Below are 13,783 nucleotides of genomic sequence, written 5' to 3' on the forward strand. Positions count from 1 at the left end.
AACTGCATACTCCTACACCTTCTCCGCCAGTTCTTCCCATTCTAGCATGGCTTCTTCTTGGGTGGAGGTCAGCTGGTCGATTTGCTGCTGGCTCTCCATGAGTTCAGCGGCGTCGTTGGTAGCCTGCATGGCTTCCTGTAGCTGACTGATCTGGCTGTCCAAGTCCTCGATTTGTGCTTCCAGTTGTTCTAGGCGGCGGGCCAGCCGGCGCTGTTCTTTCTGGTTTTCCTTTTGAAGCTGATAGTCATTGGTAGATGATGGCTTATCAGAATCAACCTGCTCCGTCTCCTCACGCAAGGCTTCCTGCTCTGCCTTTTTCTCCAGATAGTAGTCATAATCACCAAGATAAAGGGTGGAGCCTGTCTCAGAGAGCTCGATGATCTGGGTGGCCACGCGATTGATAAAGTAACGGTCGTGGCTGACAAAGAGCAGGGTGCCGTCAAAGTCAATCAGAGCATTTTCCAGCACTTCCTTGCTGTCAATGTCCAGATGGTTGGTCGGCTCGTCTAGGATGAGAAAGTTGTTGTTTTCCATAGACAGCTTGGCTAGGAGCAGGCGTGCTCGCTCTCCACCTGATAGCATGCCGACAGACTTCTTGACATCGTCTCCCGAGAAGAGAAAAGCGCCTAAGCGATTGCGAATCTCGACCTCTGGCGTCAGCTTGAAGTCATTCCATAGCTCATCAAGAACCGTATTGCTGGCAGTCAGTTTACTCTGGGTCTGGTCATAGTAGCCCACTTCCACATTAGCCCCCAGCTGCTCCTTGCCTCTGATGAAGGGCACTTGACCGATTAGTGATTTAATCAAGGTCGTCTTTCCAATCCCATTTGGTCCGACAATAGCGACCGCATTAAACTTGCGAATATCAAGGTTAATTGGCTCCGATAGGACTTCCTCGCCATAGCCAATAGCCGCATCTTCCAGGGTCAGAACAACATTGCCCGAAACTTTATCAGATTTGAAGGTCATATTAGCCGAGCGGCTGCCGGTCTCCGGCTTGTCCAAACGCTCCATCTTTTCCAGCTGCTTACGACGGGACTGAGCCCGCTTGGTAGTAGAGGCCCGGACTAGATTGCGATTGACAAAGTCCTCCAGCGCAGCGATTTCTTTCTGCTGCTTTTCATAGTTCTTGGCTTCAGTAGCCAGCTTCTGCTCCTTTTGGACCACAAAGCTAGAGTAATTGCCCGCATAGCGATCCAAGGAATGCTTGGTCAAATCCAGCGTGATGGTCGCAACCTTATCTAGGAAATAGCGGTCGTGGCTGACAATGATCAAGGCACCGCTGTAGTTAATCAAGTAAGCCTCCAGCCAGGCAATGGTCTCAATATCCAAGTGGTTGGTCGGCTCGTCCAGTACCAACAACTCTGGCTTTTCCAAAAGCATCTTAGCCAGCGCCAGACGGGTATTCTGCCCTCCTGAAAGCTCAGAAATCTTCATCTGCCACATGGACTGGTCAAACTTGAAGCCATTCAAAATCGCTCGAATATCAGCCTCATAGGTAAAACCACCTTTCTGGCGAAAGTCCTCTGACAGCTGGTCGTACTGGGTCATGAGAGCAGTCAGCTCTTCCCCTGACAATTCTCCCATTTGCAGCTCCATCTGCCGCAAGCGCTTCTCTTGCTGACGCAGACTATCAAAGACCAGCAGCATCTCATCGTAGATGGTATTCTCCGACTCAAAGCGGCTGTCCTGAGCCAGATAGGACAGGGACAGGTCTCGTTTTTTATTGATCTGACCAGAAGTAGGCTCTTCCTCGCCCACCAAAATCTTGAGCAAGGTTGACTTCCCAGCTCCATTTTTACCGACGAGGGCAATCCGATCACCCTCATCCACTTGCAGGTTAATATTGTCAAAAAGAAGCTCCCCTGCAAAAGAGCGCTCAATCTTGCTTGCTTGTAAAATAATCATAAGACCATTATAGCAGATTTCCAGAAGCACAGCTATCAGAATTCAAGAGAAAGCGAACTCAGCTCCCCAAAAGAAAAAGAGAGTGGGAGAGAAATCGGTAATTCGTTAGAATTCGATTTCGTCGTCCCACCTCCGCACAGTTGAGTAGGGCTGTAAAAGCTGATGAAATCAGCGTAGTAGAGCCCACTCAACCACTGCGTCTTGCTCGACAATCCAAAGACAATTGAGAGGCTAGGACTTTTGTCCCAGCCTCTACATAAAACTATTGAGAATAGATTGATTCTGCAAAATCAGATAAATTCCCAGCAGAATCAGAACCGCAAAGACAACAAATTTAATCATTCCCTTGATCAGACGAATAACCAGAAGGATAATCATGGACCCGACTAGCCACATAAAGGCCGAATTGTGAAAAAATCCCTGAACTGCCTCAATATTCTGACCGAAGAAGACCTGAATGGGCGCCGGAACATGATTTTCCCAAGCCGCTGTCACTCCTAGCTGGTTGGCAATTTCATTGCCGCTTTTCCATAGCCAGACAAAGATTCCTGAGTTAAAAACAAAGAGAAAAACTTGCTCTGGAAAGTATCGAATCAAGTAAAAAATAGATTTTAACATAGGCTTACGATTGATACAAGTCTTTTACAGCCTGGATATCTGTCAGCTGGATACTGTAAAACGAGCCTGCTGACTGCATCACTGATTCCTCCTCATTATGGTCTAATCCGATAGCATGGCCCAATTCGTGCGCAGCTGTATTGACAATCCGCTCATGAGAATAAGCATAGCGACTGTCCAGCAGGTAGTAACTGTTAAGGCGAACCGTGACATGGGTAAACCGCTTGGTTAGGAGATTGGTCTGCGACTCAGCTTCACCAGCTGCACTGATGTTGCCATCGTTCATCTCCGTTGCAACAATGTCCGCCTTGTCTTTGTCGTTGATGATTTGAAAGGTGAAGGCACCTGTTTGATTCCAAGAATCAATGGCCTCCTTATAGGCTGAACGGAAGGTTTCATTATTTGTATCGATATAAATCGTGGCGCTTGGCTGATCCCAACGAGCCCCTGTTGTTTCATGCTCATCTGTCAGCTGATCCGTCTGCGTCTCCTCACTGCTGTGAAGCCCTGTGGAAATGCCTTGGTGATTTAAAAATTGATCCACTCTGCCAACAGCCGTCTGAACAGCCTGCGTCAGTCCCTCTGTACCCGGTTTTGTCGAAGTGGTAAAATAGAAAATTCCGACAATAACCATAAAGCTCAGGACAAAGGACCAGGCAAGTCCCCAAACCACGCGCCCAATCAGACGCATGAGGAACCGGATGCTTTTAAAAATAAGTCCCATCGCAACCTCCTTTACTAGATTGTAAGAGAACGTTGATTTTACCACCGCTTTCTTAAAGAAGACTGAAAAATTCGCCTTCTTTCTATCTATTAGTATAAAAGAAAATGACTACAAATCTGCAACCATTTCTTTTCATACTATTGAATACTCTTTGCAAAACCATTTTTGAGTATAAAATTAAGAACCTCTATCCAGACTGACCCTGCCACTATTATAGTCCAAGCGAATCCCTTTTTGCACATTCGGGATAAAGACATTGAATTCCAGACTACCATCGCTGGACTTGGCCTCTAGGTGAGAACCAACCGGCACTAAATCCGTCTCCGTAGCATAAATCAAGGTTACCCGGTAGCGCACCCGCTTGTTCTTATCCAGGGCCTTCCGGATCTTTGTCTCGTAGTAATTCTGCCCTGTCGAGTCCGCTTCATTGGCTTGGTTGGACCAAGCGGTCTGCACAGCGATATTGGCAGGATTGCTAGTAGAGGCATCAAAGCCCTTCAAACCACCAATCAGCGAATAGGCCAAGAGATGTCCTCGGTCCACAGCATGATTGTACTCACCAGGGAGGTTCTTGAGTTGATGCCAGCCTGCCGGTACCCATGAAGTGTTGGCATTTCCAGTTTCTTCCCGTTTTTTGTACTGGCGGGTTGACTTGGATAAAAAGGCATTCGCCATCGTTGGGATCGTTTGCCCTTGAACAAGCTTGGTCTTATTGTCAGCATAGGGCTTACTAGAAATCCCCGCATCCAAGTCTGTCTTATTTCCATTCACGATAAAGGCGCCAGCTCCGTTCCATTCAATGCTGCCTTTGAGCTGAGCTCGGACAGCATCCATCAGAACGCTCTCAGCTAGTTCCTGACTAGGGGTGCCCTGATCTTGGACTTGCCCAACTCTGATTTCTGAATTTGGACTTTGAAGCAGCTGCTGACCATCCTGTCCCCAGAAATAGCCAGCCAGAGCCAAAATCAAGGCCAGAGTCAACCCAGCCCAGCCTTGCAGGCTCTTAGAATTCCTTTTCTGACTAGTCTTTCTTTTCATCTTCTTTCTTTCAACTTAGCAAACTGGAATCATTTCAGCCAGTCTTTTCGACTAGGAGCTAGTTTCCAGTAAACTTCCCGATTAATTCTTGCCAGGTTTCTGGTGACCAGATAGAGCCCTTACCGTTTCCGATAATGTTATAGCCAATCATCAGAGACACGAAAAAGAGAATCACTGCTACCAGGAGAACCAGTAGAACAAGGCCAATCTGCCGGCCTAAATATTTAAGATTTTCACTCATCGTCTTCTTCCTTTACACGCTTTACTTTGGCTCCCAAGGCTGCCAATTTTTCATGGAATTTATAGTAGCCTCGGTCTAAGTGTACAAGCTTGCTGACCTTAGTCTCGCCTTCAGCAATCAAGCCCATCAGAATCAAAGTTGCACTGGCCCGGAGGTCTGTTGACATGACTTCAGCTCCCTGAAGACTGCCGCCGCCCCAGATGCGAGCTGTGTCACGCATGATATCAGAGTGCAACCCCATCCGACGCATTTCCTCCAGATGCTGGAAGCGGTTCTCAAAGACGGTCTCAATCATCGTAGACTCGCCCTTAGCCATAGCCATCAGTGCCGTAAACTGAGCCTGCATGTCGGTAGGGAAGCCCGGATAAGGAAGGGTCTTGACCGAAACTGGTCTAAGCTTCGAAACATCGGAACGAACCCGAATCCCTTCATCTTCCTCTGTCACTTCCACTCCCATTTCCTGCATTTTGGAAAGCAGGGGACGGTTGTGCTCCCAAATGGCATCCTCAATCAGCAAATCACCACTGGTCATGGCTGCAGCAACCATAAAAGTTCCTGCTTCGATACGGTCTTGAACCACATTATGCTTGGCCCCACGCAGCTGATCCACTCCGACAATGGTCAAAGTTTCGGTACCTGCTCCTCTGACCTTGGCCCCCATTTCATTCAAAAAGAGGGCTAGGTCAACAATTTCAGGCTCCCGAGCAGCATTTTCAATCACTGTCGTGCCTTGAGCCAGCGTTGCAGCCATCATGATGTTTTGCGTTGCTCCCACACTGGGAAAGTCCATGTAAATGTGAGCTCCCTTGAGCCGCTCTGCCTTCGCTTCGATGTAACCCGCTGTTTGGGTAATCTGAGCACCCATGGCTTCTAAGCCCTTCAGGTGCAAGTCAATAGGCCGACTGCCAATCGTACAGCCGCCGGGCATGGAAACTTTAGCATGACCATTACGAGCCAGGACTGGACCCAAAACAACGATAGACGCCCGCATTTTGCTGACGTATTTGTAAGGCGCCTCCTCTGACAGAGGTTGAGTGGCGTCCACCACGACCGTATTTTCTTCCTGATTAAAGTCTACCTGAGTGTTTAAACCGCGGACCACATTGTTCATGGTAAAGACATCAGACAAGACCGGAACATTTTTCAAAACAGACTGGCCCTCGCTAGCCAATACTGTCGCTGCTAAGAGAGGCAGCACCGCATTTTTTGCTCCTTCAATCTTGACCTTTCCGACCAAGCGATTATCTCCACCTTGAATAATAATTTTTTCCATACCGATTCCTTACTCTAAATTTTTAAAATCATCCATACTATCATACCATAAAATCAAAAATATGACCTTATAAAGTACCATTAAAAATCGCCCGACTCATATCGTAAATACCAATGAAGAAAAGGCTGACTAAATAGCCCAAGGCAATGCTAAACAAGAGAATCAAAAAGCGAATCTTCACCGCATTATCGGCATTAACCTTGAAAAATCTCTCCCACTCAACAACCGTTGACAGCAGATGAAAGGCAAAGAAAATAAAGAGCAAATGACTGCATAATTTAAAAACAACTTCTACCATAACTTTTATTATACCACAAGACCCGAGTGAGAGACGAACTAAACAGTCCTGTCCTTTTTTTGGAAAAGAAAACTGAGACAGATCTGCCTCAGTTTTGCATATTCATTTTGTATTCATGAAAGCATCTTACCAGATGATCAATGACTTCCATCAATCTATGTAAAATAGCTTCTTATAATCTTGTTCCGACATTGATCCGGTTGATTGCCCGCTGCAGGGCAATCTTAGCCCGGCGTTCTTGGTCAATCAAATGCTTATCATGTGCTTCTTCGATTTCTTGCTCAGCTCGGAGCTTAGCTCGCTCAGCCCGACTAATATCGATATCTCGCGCACGCTCAGCTGAATCCGCCACAATGGTAATGACATTGTCTGCAATTTCAATGATTCCGCCGTTGACCGCGATCCAGTCGATATGCTTGTCATCATCAACCCGGCGTACTTTGACCTGATCTACTTCTAAAACAGCAATGGTATTGATGTGGCGGGGCAAAATCCCCAGCTCACCATCAATGGTCTTTACGGAAACAAATGCAGCATGGTGATCATAAATAAGACCATCCGGTGTCACGATTTGTACTGTCATTTGAGCCATCATTCACCTCTTAGAATCCCATTTTCTCAGCCTTGGCCAATACATCCTCCATGGAGCCCACACCACGGAAGGCATCTTCTGGCAGCTTATCGTGCTTACCTTCAAGGATTTCCTTGAAGCCACGAACCGTTTCAGCTACTGGTACATAAGAGCCAGGCTGGCCGGTAAACTGCTCTGCCACATTGAAGTTCTGTGATAGGAAGAACTGGATTCGCCGTGCACGCGCAACCAGCGTCTTCTCATCGTCAGACAACTCATCCATACCAAGGATAGCAATGATGTCCTGCAATTCATGATAACGTTGCAAGACCCGCTTAACCTCTGCTGCCACTGCATAGTGCTCTTCTCCGACAATCTCTGGTGAAAGGGCACGAGAGCTGGAAGCGAGTGGATCCACAGCTGGATAAATCCCCAGCTGAACCAATTTCCGTTCTAGGTTGGTCGTAGAGTCCAAGTGAGCAAAAGCTGTCGCTGGTGCTGGGTCAGTATAGTCATCCGCTGGTACATAGATAGCCTGGATGGAAGTAACGGAACCTTTCTTGGTCGATGTAATCCGCTCCTGTAACTGTCCCATTTCTGTCGCAAGTGTTGGTTGGTAACCAACGGCTGATGGCATGCGACCCAAAAGGGCAGACACTTCCGAACCAGCCTGCGTAAAGCGGAAGATGTTGTCAATAAAGAGCAGCACATCCTGACCTTCCACATCACGGAAATATTCCGCGATGGTCAGTCCGGTAAGAGCAACCCGCATCCGAGCTCCTGGCGGCTCATTCATCTGACCAAAGACCATAGCGGTCTTTTCGATAACGCCAGACTCTTTCATTTCCCAGTAGAGGTCATTCCCTTCACGCGTCCGTTCACCAACACCTGTGAAGACAGAAATCCCACCGTGCTCTTGGGCAATGTTGTGAATCAATTCCTGAATCAGGACTGTTTTCCCTACTCCGGCACCGCCAAAGAGACCGACTTTCCCACCTTTCAGATAAGGAGCTAGAAGGTCGATAACCTTAATCCCTGTTTCCAGGATTTCTGATGAAGTTGATAGTTCATCAAAGGTCGGTGCCTTCTTATGAATCGGCTGACGCTCTGCATCTTCTGCAAAAGGCGCATCCAAGTCAATAGTATCCCCAAGGACATTGAACACCCGACCTAGAGTTTCCTTGCCGACCGGCACAGAAATCGGACGACCAGTATCTAAAACCTCCAAACCACGCGTCAAACCATCGGTCGACTCCATGGCAATGGTCCGCACCACACCGTCACCAAGCTCAAGAGCTACTTCAAGGACGATTTTTGATTTTTTCTCATCATTTTTATAGACTACAAGTGCATTATTTATCTCAGGTAGTTTGTCTCCGGCAGCAAACGCAACGTCTACGACCGGCCCGATAACCTGAGCAATTTTGCCTGAGCTCATGTTTTTTCCCTCGTTTAATTTCTAATTCATTTGTGGCCTTATTCTAGGGCACTTGCACCCGCCACGATTTCAGTAATTTCCTGCGTAATAGCAGCCTGCCGAGCGCGGTTATACTGAATAGTCAAATCACTGATGACTTTTTTAGCATTGTCTGTCGCTGTCTGCATAGCAGTCATACCAGCAGCATTCTCAGCTGTTTTGGCATCAATAATGGCACCGTAAATCATACTCTCCGCAAACTGGGGCAGCAGTTGGTCCAAGATAGAATCCCGACTGGACTCCAGTTCCAGATTCAGCGTATAATCTTCATCAGCTTCATTAGGGTCCAAGTCAATGATTGGCAGCATCTGCTCCACCCGCATCTGACTGGTCAGACTGTTGACATGGTGGTTATAGCAGACATAGAGCTCATCAAAGAGCTCATTCTGATACATCTCAATGGTCTTGCTAATGATTTTACGAACCTCATCAAAGCTAGGCTGATCTGCTAGACCTCGCAGCTCATAAACCGGCTGAATGCCACGAGCTCGGAAGAAATCGGCACCGACACTTCCGATACAGATGACTTCAAAGTCCTCTCCAGTCGGATGGTACTCAGCTTTCAGCTCCATCAAAGCTTTGAGAATGGTCGCATTATAGCCACCTACCAGACCGCGATCAGAAGTAATGACAATATAGGCTGATTTCTTGACTGGCCGACTAATTAACATTGAGTGATGACGGGCATTTTCTGCCTCGTGGCCATGCAGCATATCCGTAACCAACTTACGCACTTTCTGGGCATAGACCTGAAAGTTCTTAGCTGCTTCCTCAGATTTTCCCAGCTTAGCAGCAGAAACCATCTGCATGGCATTGGTGATTTGACTGGTGTTTTTCGTGGATGCAATTTTATTTTTAATATCATTTAATGAAACTGCCATCTGACACCTCGATTCCTATTTGAAGCTAGACTGGTCAATAAACTCAGTAATGGCAGCATCCAAGACTTCCTCACTTGGAAGGTCTTTTGTTGTCCGAATGGTTTCATAAATGCTTTCTTGATGTGCATCAAAATAGGCAAATAATTCTGACTCAAAGCGCAGAATATCGTCTACTGGCACACTGTCTAAGAAACCATGGGTCAAAGCATAGAGAATCACTACCTGCTTTTCAACCGGCAGCGGCTCGTGAATCGGCTGCTTCAATACTTCTACAGTCCTGCGGCCACGATTGAGCTTGGCCTGCGTTGCCGCATCCAAATCACTACCAAACTTAGTAAAGGCCTCAAGCTCCCGATAAGAAGCCAGGTCGATACGCAAGGTTCCGGCTACTTTCTTCATAGCCTTGATTTGGGCAGAGCCCCCAACCCGTGATACAGAAGAACCTGCATCAATGGCCGGACGTACCCCAGCATTGAACAAACTATCGCTGAGGAAAATTTGTCCGTCAGTGATTGAAATCACGTTGGTTGCGATATAAGCCGAAATGTCTCCTGCCTGCGTTTCAATAAATGGCAGAGCTGTAATCGAACCACCTCCCAGTTCATCAGAAACCTTGGCTGAACGCTCCAAGAGACGGCTATGCAGATAGAAAACATCTCCAGGAAAGGCCTCACGGCCTGGCGGACGACGGAGCAGGAGAGACAGTTCACGGTAGGCCACAGCCTGCTTAGACAAGTCATCATAGACAATCAAAACATGCTTGCCATTGTACATGAACTCTTCTGCCATCGCTACACCAGCATAAGGCGCCAAGAAAAGCAAAGGCGACGGCTGTGAAGCAGAGGCTGTCACGACAATCGTATAGTCCAAAGCACCATACTGACGGAGCGTTTCTACCTGTGTACGGACTGTAGATTCTTTCTGACCAATTGCCACATAGATACAAATCATATCCTGACCTTTTTGGTTCAGGATGGCATCAATGGCAATGGTCGTCTTCCCAGTCTGACGGTCTCCGATAATCAGCTCCCGTTGGCCGCGGCCAATCGGAACCAGGGCATCAATAGCCTTGAGACCTGTCTGCAAAGGCTCAGATACTGACTTACGCTGCATGACACCCGGAGCCGGTGTTTCAACCGGACGTGTCTTGTCCGTGACAATGTCACCAAGTCCATCAACAGGACGACCCAGCGGATCAACAACCCGTCCAATCAAGGCCTCGCCCACAGGAACTTCCATGATTTTACCAGTCCGGCGAATGGTATCTCCCTCACGAATGTCTGTAAAGTCTCCCAAGATGATAATCCCAACATCGGTTGACTCTAAATTTTGCGCCATACCATAAGAGCCATTTTCAAAGATTAAGAGCTCTCCGCTCATAGCCTTATCCAGACCATGAGCACGCGCGATTCCATCACCAATATAAGTGACGACCCCTGTTTCTGTGACGTCAAAATTTGGCTGGAAATTTTCAATTTGTTGCTTAATTAAAGCGCTGATTTCTTGTGCGTTAATCGCCAAAATTCACACCACTTTCTATTTCAATTTTTCTTTTACGACTTGCAATTGACGTTTGATGCTTGCATCAATTGTTTTGTTATTGGCAGAGATGACAAAGCCGCCAATCAAGCTGCTGTCCAATTCTTCCTTGAGCGAACGGACTTTTAGACCCATCTTCTGCTCAATAATCGGCCGAATCTTCTCCTTCTGACTGGCTGTCAAAGGCTGAACAGAGCGCAGCGTCACCTCAAACTCATTGCTGATCTTTTCAAGCTGATGCTGGCTCTCCATCACGATCTCGTAAAAGAGGTCTTCACGATGATTGAGAATGACAATTTCAATCAGATTATCAAGCAATTGCGAACCAGAGTTTTGAAAAAGTCTCAGACTCTTCTCTTTCTCATGGTCACTGATGCCGATATGTGACAAAAAGTCAGCAAGGCCGGTCTCCGCGAAAACAGCCTTAATCTGACTCAGTTTTTCAAAAACATCTTCTTGCTGACCTTTTTCAAAGACCGTCTGAACAAAAGGCAAAGCATATTTCTCAATGATTGCATATTGCTTCTTATCCATCAGGCATCTCCTAACTGTTTGATATAGCGGTCAATGAGCTCGCTTTGAGCTTCCTTATCCAGCTCCTGGCTCAGAATCTTACTGGCCAGAGTCACAGTCAAATCAGCTACTTCTCCTTTGATGCTGCTCATAGCCTCTGCCTTGTTTTGGGCAATTTCCTGATTGGCTTTAGCCTTCAAGCGCCCTGCTTCTTCTGCTGCATTAGCTAGGATTCCAGCCTTATTCTTCTCAGCTGTCTCCTTAGCAGTCTCAACGATAGAAACTGCTTCGACCCGACTGCCTGCCAGAGCTTCCTCACGCTTTTGCGCCAAGTCTTCAGCTTTCTTACGGGCCGCTTCCGCACCGTCAATATCGTCTGAAATCTTTTGAGCACGCTGATCTAAAATCCCGATAATATTGCCCCAAGCAAACTTCTTAATGAGAAATACTAAAAGAAGAAAGGAGCCGGCAATCAAGATAAAGTTGCCAATAATTTCACCTACGGTTATATTCATGTTATCTATCCTTTCTTTTTATTCTACCTCACCATTAATCTTTTTACCAAGATACATAGATGTTAGCATGGTAAAAACATAGGCTTGGATACAGGAAATAAAGATGGAAAAACCAGTCCAAACCATGTTCATAATAAAGGCAATCGGATACCAATACGCCGCTTGATGTGCCCAAGTCAAGAGCAAACCAGCCAATACTTCACCTGCAAAAATATTCCCATAAATCCGCAAGGCTAGAGAAGCAAAATTGGTAAATTCTTCCAAGATATTCATGGGTGTCATGATACCCGGAGTCACAAAACCTTTTAGATATCCTTTTATCCCTTGACGTCGAACTCCTTCAACATGACAGAAAATCGTCACCAAAAGAGAGAAGCCCAAGTCAAAAGCGAGATTGGCTGTCGGCGATGTCCAGAGATTGAAACCATTGGTTGTCTGAACCTTGGCCATCAATCCCAAGTTATTAGCCACAGCCACGAAAAGAAAGAGGGAGAATAGAAAAAGCGAGTAATTCTTCATATAATGCTCGCCAACGTTTCCCTTGGTAAAATCAATGACAAAATCATAGATATATTCCAGAGCATTCTGCTTTCTTGACGGCTTAATCGTCATCTTTCGACTTGCCCAATAAACAAGTCCAAAAGTTACAAACACCGTCAGCAGAGTCATGGCCAGCAGGGTCAAATCAAAGGTCACAGGACCTACATTGATAGTTGGATTCATACTTTCTTCCAACAGATGACACCCCCTTTTCTAAAGAGAATCCTTTCTCATTTGATAACAAAGGACATAGCCAGCGTTACAAAGAAAGTACCTTCAACAAAGGCTACTCCCAAGATTAGGAGGCTTCGCAATTGACCGATAATTTCTGGCTGACGAGCTGCTGCTTTAAATAGATTACTCATAATCATACCTTCAGCAATTGATACGCCCAAGCAGGCCAAACAAAGTCCTAAATATGTTAAATTCATGATGACTTCTCCTTTATATTTTAAAATTTACTTCCTTAGTTTACTCCTAAAATATCGAATAGTCAATCTTTTGCCACCATTGTAAGCGTTTTTTGTTTCATTCTTTTGATTTATAAATTTTCCTGTCAAAACAATTGAATTATTGTTGATATACAAACTATTCTGCTATATAAATAAGAAGAAACTGTCTAGAATTTTACTTATTTCCTATATTTTTAACAGAAAAAAGAGCAAAATGGTTATTTGCTCTTGATTTTTCTATGATTATGGATGGCTGATAATCAGCTGCAAATCTCCAGACAAGGTCCATTCTGTGACATCGCTAGGCAGGATGAAATGCTCCCCTTTTTCAAAAGGATAAACTGCCCCACCAACTTCTAGCTCACCGACACCTTCCAAGACACTGATCAAGCTATAGTCTGCTGTCTTTTTAAAATTGACCGAACCAGCGATATCCCACTTGTAAACAGCAAAGAAGTCATTGGCCGCCAAAAGAGTAGAAGTCAAACTATCTGCCTGAATGGTAACAGGACGGCTATTAGCAGGCTCACCGATAGTCAAAACATCAATAGACTGCTCCAAATGTAGCTCACGAAGATTGCCAGCATCGTCCTTGCGATCAAAGTCATAAACACGATAGGTTGTGTCACTGGACTGCTGAGTCTCCAAAATCAGAATCCCCGATCCAATGGCATGCATGGTGCCACTTGGTACATAGAAGAAGTCACCAGCTTTGACTGGGATTTTGGTCAGAAGATGGTCCCAGTCCTTGCTCTCAATCTGCTGGCGCAGCTCTTTCTTGCTCTTGGCATTGTGACCATAAATAATCTCTGCTCCTTCGTCTGCAGCAATGACATACCAGCATTCAGTCTTACCAAGCTCCCCTTCGTGCTCTAATCCATAGGCATCATCAGGATGGACCTGAACACTGAGCCAGTCATTAGCATCTAAAATCTTCGTCAAAAGTGGAAAGACAGGTTCCGGACGATTGCCAAAAAGCTCACGGTGCTCGGCATAGAGAACATCTAACTTCTGGCCGGCAAAGCGTCCGTTCTTGACGGTTGACACACCATTAGGATGAGCGGAGATAGCCCAATACTCCCCTACATGGTCGCTGGGAATCTCATAGCCAAAGACATCGCGCAGCTTGGTTCCGCCCCAAATCTTCTCCTGCATCACAGACTGTAGAAATAATGGTTCTGACATGGTATTCTCC

At 46.2% G+C, this 13,783-nt stretch carries 16 protein-coding genes; all 16 read right to left on the reverse strand.

The features are described from left to right. Positions 1–12: 12 nt before the first annotated feature. The 16 genes from O3621_RS07920 to manA all read right to left on the reverse strand — a co-directional run bounded on the left by O3621_RS07920 (position 13) and on the right by manA (position 13,773). Entirely contained in the window at positions 13–1,908 is a 1,896-nt protein-coding gene (locus O3621_RS07920) for an ABC-F family ATP-binding cassette domain-containing protein (protein WP_314449894.1), read from the reverse strand. Between the two features lie 252 nt (positions 1,909–2,160). Further along, positions 2,161–2,526, reverse strand: a complete 366-nt coding sequence (locus O3621_RS07925; RefSeq protein WP_314449896.1) for a hypothetical protein — start codon at positions 2,524–2,526, stop codon at positions 2,161–2,163. 4 nt (positions 2,527–2,530) lie between these two features. Beyond that, positions 2,531–3,250, reverse strand: a complete 720-nt coding sequence (locus O3621_RS07930) for a matrixin family metalloprotease (RefSeq protein WP_314449898.1) — start codon at positions 3,248–3,250, stop codon at positions 2,531–2,533. 177 nt (positions 3,251–3,427) lie between these two features. Continuing rightward, on the reverse strand, positions 3,428–4,288 hold the full coding sequence (locus O3621_RS07935; protein WP_314449901.1) for a DNA/RNA non-specific endonuclease: 861 nt from the start codon (positions 4,286–4,288) through the stop codon (positions 3,428–3,430). 58 nt (positions 4,289–4,346) lie between these two features. Next, positions 4,347–4,529: a DNA-directed RNA polymerase subunit beta gene (locus O3621_RS07940; protein WP_314449902.1), complete on the reverse strand. Its 183-nt coding sequence runs from the start codon at positions 4,527–4,529 to the stop codon at positions 4,347–4,349. Further along, entirely contained in the window at positions 4,522–5,802 is a 1,281-nt protein-coding gene (gene murA, locus O3621_RS07945; protein ID WP_314449903.1) for a UDP-N-acetylglucosamine 1-carboxyvinyltransferase, read from the reverse strand. Before murA ends, O3621_RS07940 begins: the two co-directional genes overlap by 8 nt. A 67-nt stretch (positions 5,803–5,869) precedes the next feature. Beyond that, positions 5,870–6,100: a DUF1146 family protein gene (locus O3621_RS07950; RefSeq protein WP_314364708.1), complete on the reverse strand. Its 231-nt coding sequence runs from the start codon at positions 6,098–6,100 to the stop codon at positions 5,870–5,872. A gap of 172 nt (positions 6,101–6,272) precedes the next feature. Beyond that, the gene (locus tag O3621_RS07955) at positions 6,273–6,695 is read right to left on the reverse strand and encodes a F0F1 ATP synthase subunit epsilon (RefSeq protein ID WP_223337571.1); all 423 of its coding nucleotides are present in this window, start codon (positions 6,693–6,695) and stop codon (positions 6,273–6,275) included. Between the two features lie 7 nt (positions 6,696–6,702). Then, a complete protein-coding gene (gene atpD, locus O3621_RS07960) occupies positions 6,703–8,109 on the reverse strand; it encodes a F0F1 ATP synthase subunit beta (protein ID WP_314449906.1) in 1,407 nt (468 codons plus the stop codon). A gap of 38 nt (positions 8,110–8,147) precedes the next feature. Beyond that, complete coding sequence (locus tag O3621_RS07965; protein ID WP_002895995.1) at positions 8,148–9,029, reverse strand: F0F1 ATP synthase subunit gamma; 882 nt, start codon at positions 9,027–9,029, stop codon at positions 8,148–8,150. A gap of 15 nt (positions 9,030–9,044) precedes the next feature. After that, on the reverse strand, positions 9,045–10,550 hold the full coding sequence (atpA, locus tag O3621_RS07970) for a F0F1 ATP synthase subunit alpha (protein ID WP_002895997.1): 1,506 nt from the start codon (positions 10,548–10,550) through the stop codon (positions 9,045–9,047). Between the two features lie 15 nt (positions 10,551–10,565). After that, positions 10,566–11,102 carry a F0F1 ATP synthase subunit delta gene (locus O3621_RS07975; RefSeq protein WP_314449908.1) on the reverse strand — a complete coding sequence of 179 codons (537 nt, stop codon included), beginning with the start codon at positions 11,100–11,102 and terminating at the stop codon, positions 10,566–10,568. Next, positions 11,102–11,596: a F0F1 ATP synthase subunit B gene (gene atpF / locus O3621_RS07980; RefSeq protein WP_002906932.1), complete on the reverse strand. Its 495-nt coding sequence runs from the start codon at positions 11,594–11,596 to the stop codon at positions 11,102–11,104. Before atpF ends, O3621_RS07975 begins: the two co-directional genes overlap by 1 nt. Positions 11,597–11,614: 18 nt before the next feature. Further along, positions 11,615–12,331 (reverse strand): F0F1 ATP synthase subunit A, encoded by a 717-nt coding sequence (gene atpB / locus O3621_RS07985; RefSeq protein WP_314364719.1) that lies wholly within the window; start codon positions 12,329–12,331, stop codon positions 11,615–11,617. Between the two features lie 35 nt (positions 12,332–12,366). Next, positions 12,367–12,567 (reverse strand): F0F1 ATP synthase subunit C, encoded by a 201-nt coding sequence (locus O3621_RS07990; RefSeq protein ID WP_002896005.1) that lies wholly within the window; start codon positions 12,565–12,567, stop codon positions 12,367–12,369. A gap of 264 nt (positions 12,568–12,831) precedes the next feature. Further along, entirely contained in the window at positions 12,832–13,773 is a 942-nt protein-coding gene (gene manA / locus O3621_RS07995; RefSeq protein ID WP_371514043.1) for a mannose-6-phosphate isomerase, class I, read from the reverse strand. Between the last annotated feature and the right edge of the window lie 10 nt (positions 13,774–13,783).

Origin of the sequence: Streptococcus sp. 20925_1_22, assembly GCF_041431685.1 — a bacterium.
Taxonomy (GTDB): Bacteria; Bacillota; Bacilli; order Lactobacillales; family Streptococcaceae; genus Streptococcus.

Coding starts and splice junctions, on each gene's coding strand:
- O3621_RS07920 (WP_314449894.1), bottom strand. CDS start 1,908: ATGATTATTTTACAAGCAAGCAAGATTGAGCGCTCTTTTGCAGGGGAG.
- O3621_RS07925 (WP_314449896.1), bottom strand. CDS start 2,526: ATGTTAAAATCTATTTTTTACTTGATTCGATACTTTCCAGAGCAAGTT.
- O3621_RS07930 (WP_314449898.1), bottom strand. CDS start 3,250: ATGGGACTTATTTTTAAAAGCATCCGGTTCCTCATGCGTCTGATTGGG.
- O3621_RS07935 (WP_314449901.1), bottom strand. CDS start 4,288: ATGAAAAGAAAGACTAGTCAGAAAAGGAATTCTAAGAGCCTGCAAGGC.
- O3621_RS07940 (WP_314449902.1), bottom strand. CDS start 4,529: ATGAGTGAAAATCTTAAATATTTAGGCCGGCAGATTGGCCTTGTTCTA.
- murA (WP_314449903.1), bottom strand. CDS start 5,802: ATGGAAAAAATTATTATTCAAGGTGGAGATAATCGCTTGGTCGGAAAG.
- O3621_RS07950 (WP_314364708.1), bottom strand. CDS start 6,100: ATGGTAGAAGTTGTTTTTAAATTATGCAGTCATTTGCTCTTTATTTTC.
- O3621_RS07955 (WP_223337571.1), bottom strand. CDS start 6,695: ATGATGGCTCAAATGACAGTACAAATCGTGACACCGGATGGTCTTATT.
- atpD (WP_314449906.1), bottom strand. CDS start 8,109: ATGAGCTCAGGCAAAATTGCTCAGGTTATCGGGCCGGTCGTAGACGTT.
- O3621_RS07965 (WP_002895995.1), bottom strand. CDS start 9,029: ATGGCAGTTTCATTAAATGATATTAAAAATAAAATTGCATCCACGAAA.
- O3621_RS07975 (WP_314449908.1), bottom strand. CDS start 11,102: ATGGATAAGAAGCAATATGCAATCATTGAGAAATATGCTTTGCCTTTT.
- atpF (WP_002906932.1), bottom strand. CDS start 11,596: ATGAATATAACCGTAGGTGAAATTATTGGCAACTTTATCTTGATTGCC.
- O3621_RS07990 (WP_002896005.1), bottom strand. CDS start 12,567: ATGAATTTAACATATTTAGGACTTTGTTTGGCCTGCTTGGGCGTATCA.
- manA (WP_371514043.1), bottom strand. CDS start 13,773: ATGTCAGAACCATTATTTCTACAGTCTGTGATGCAGGAGAAGATTTGG.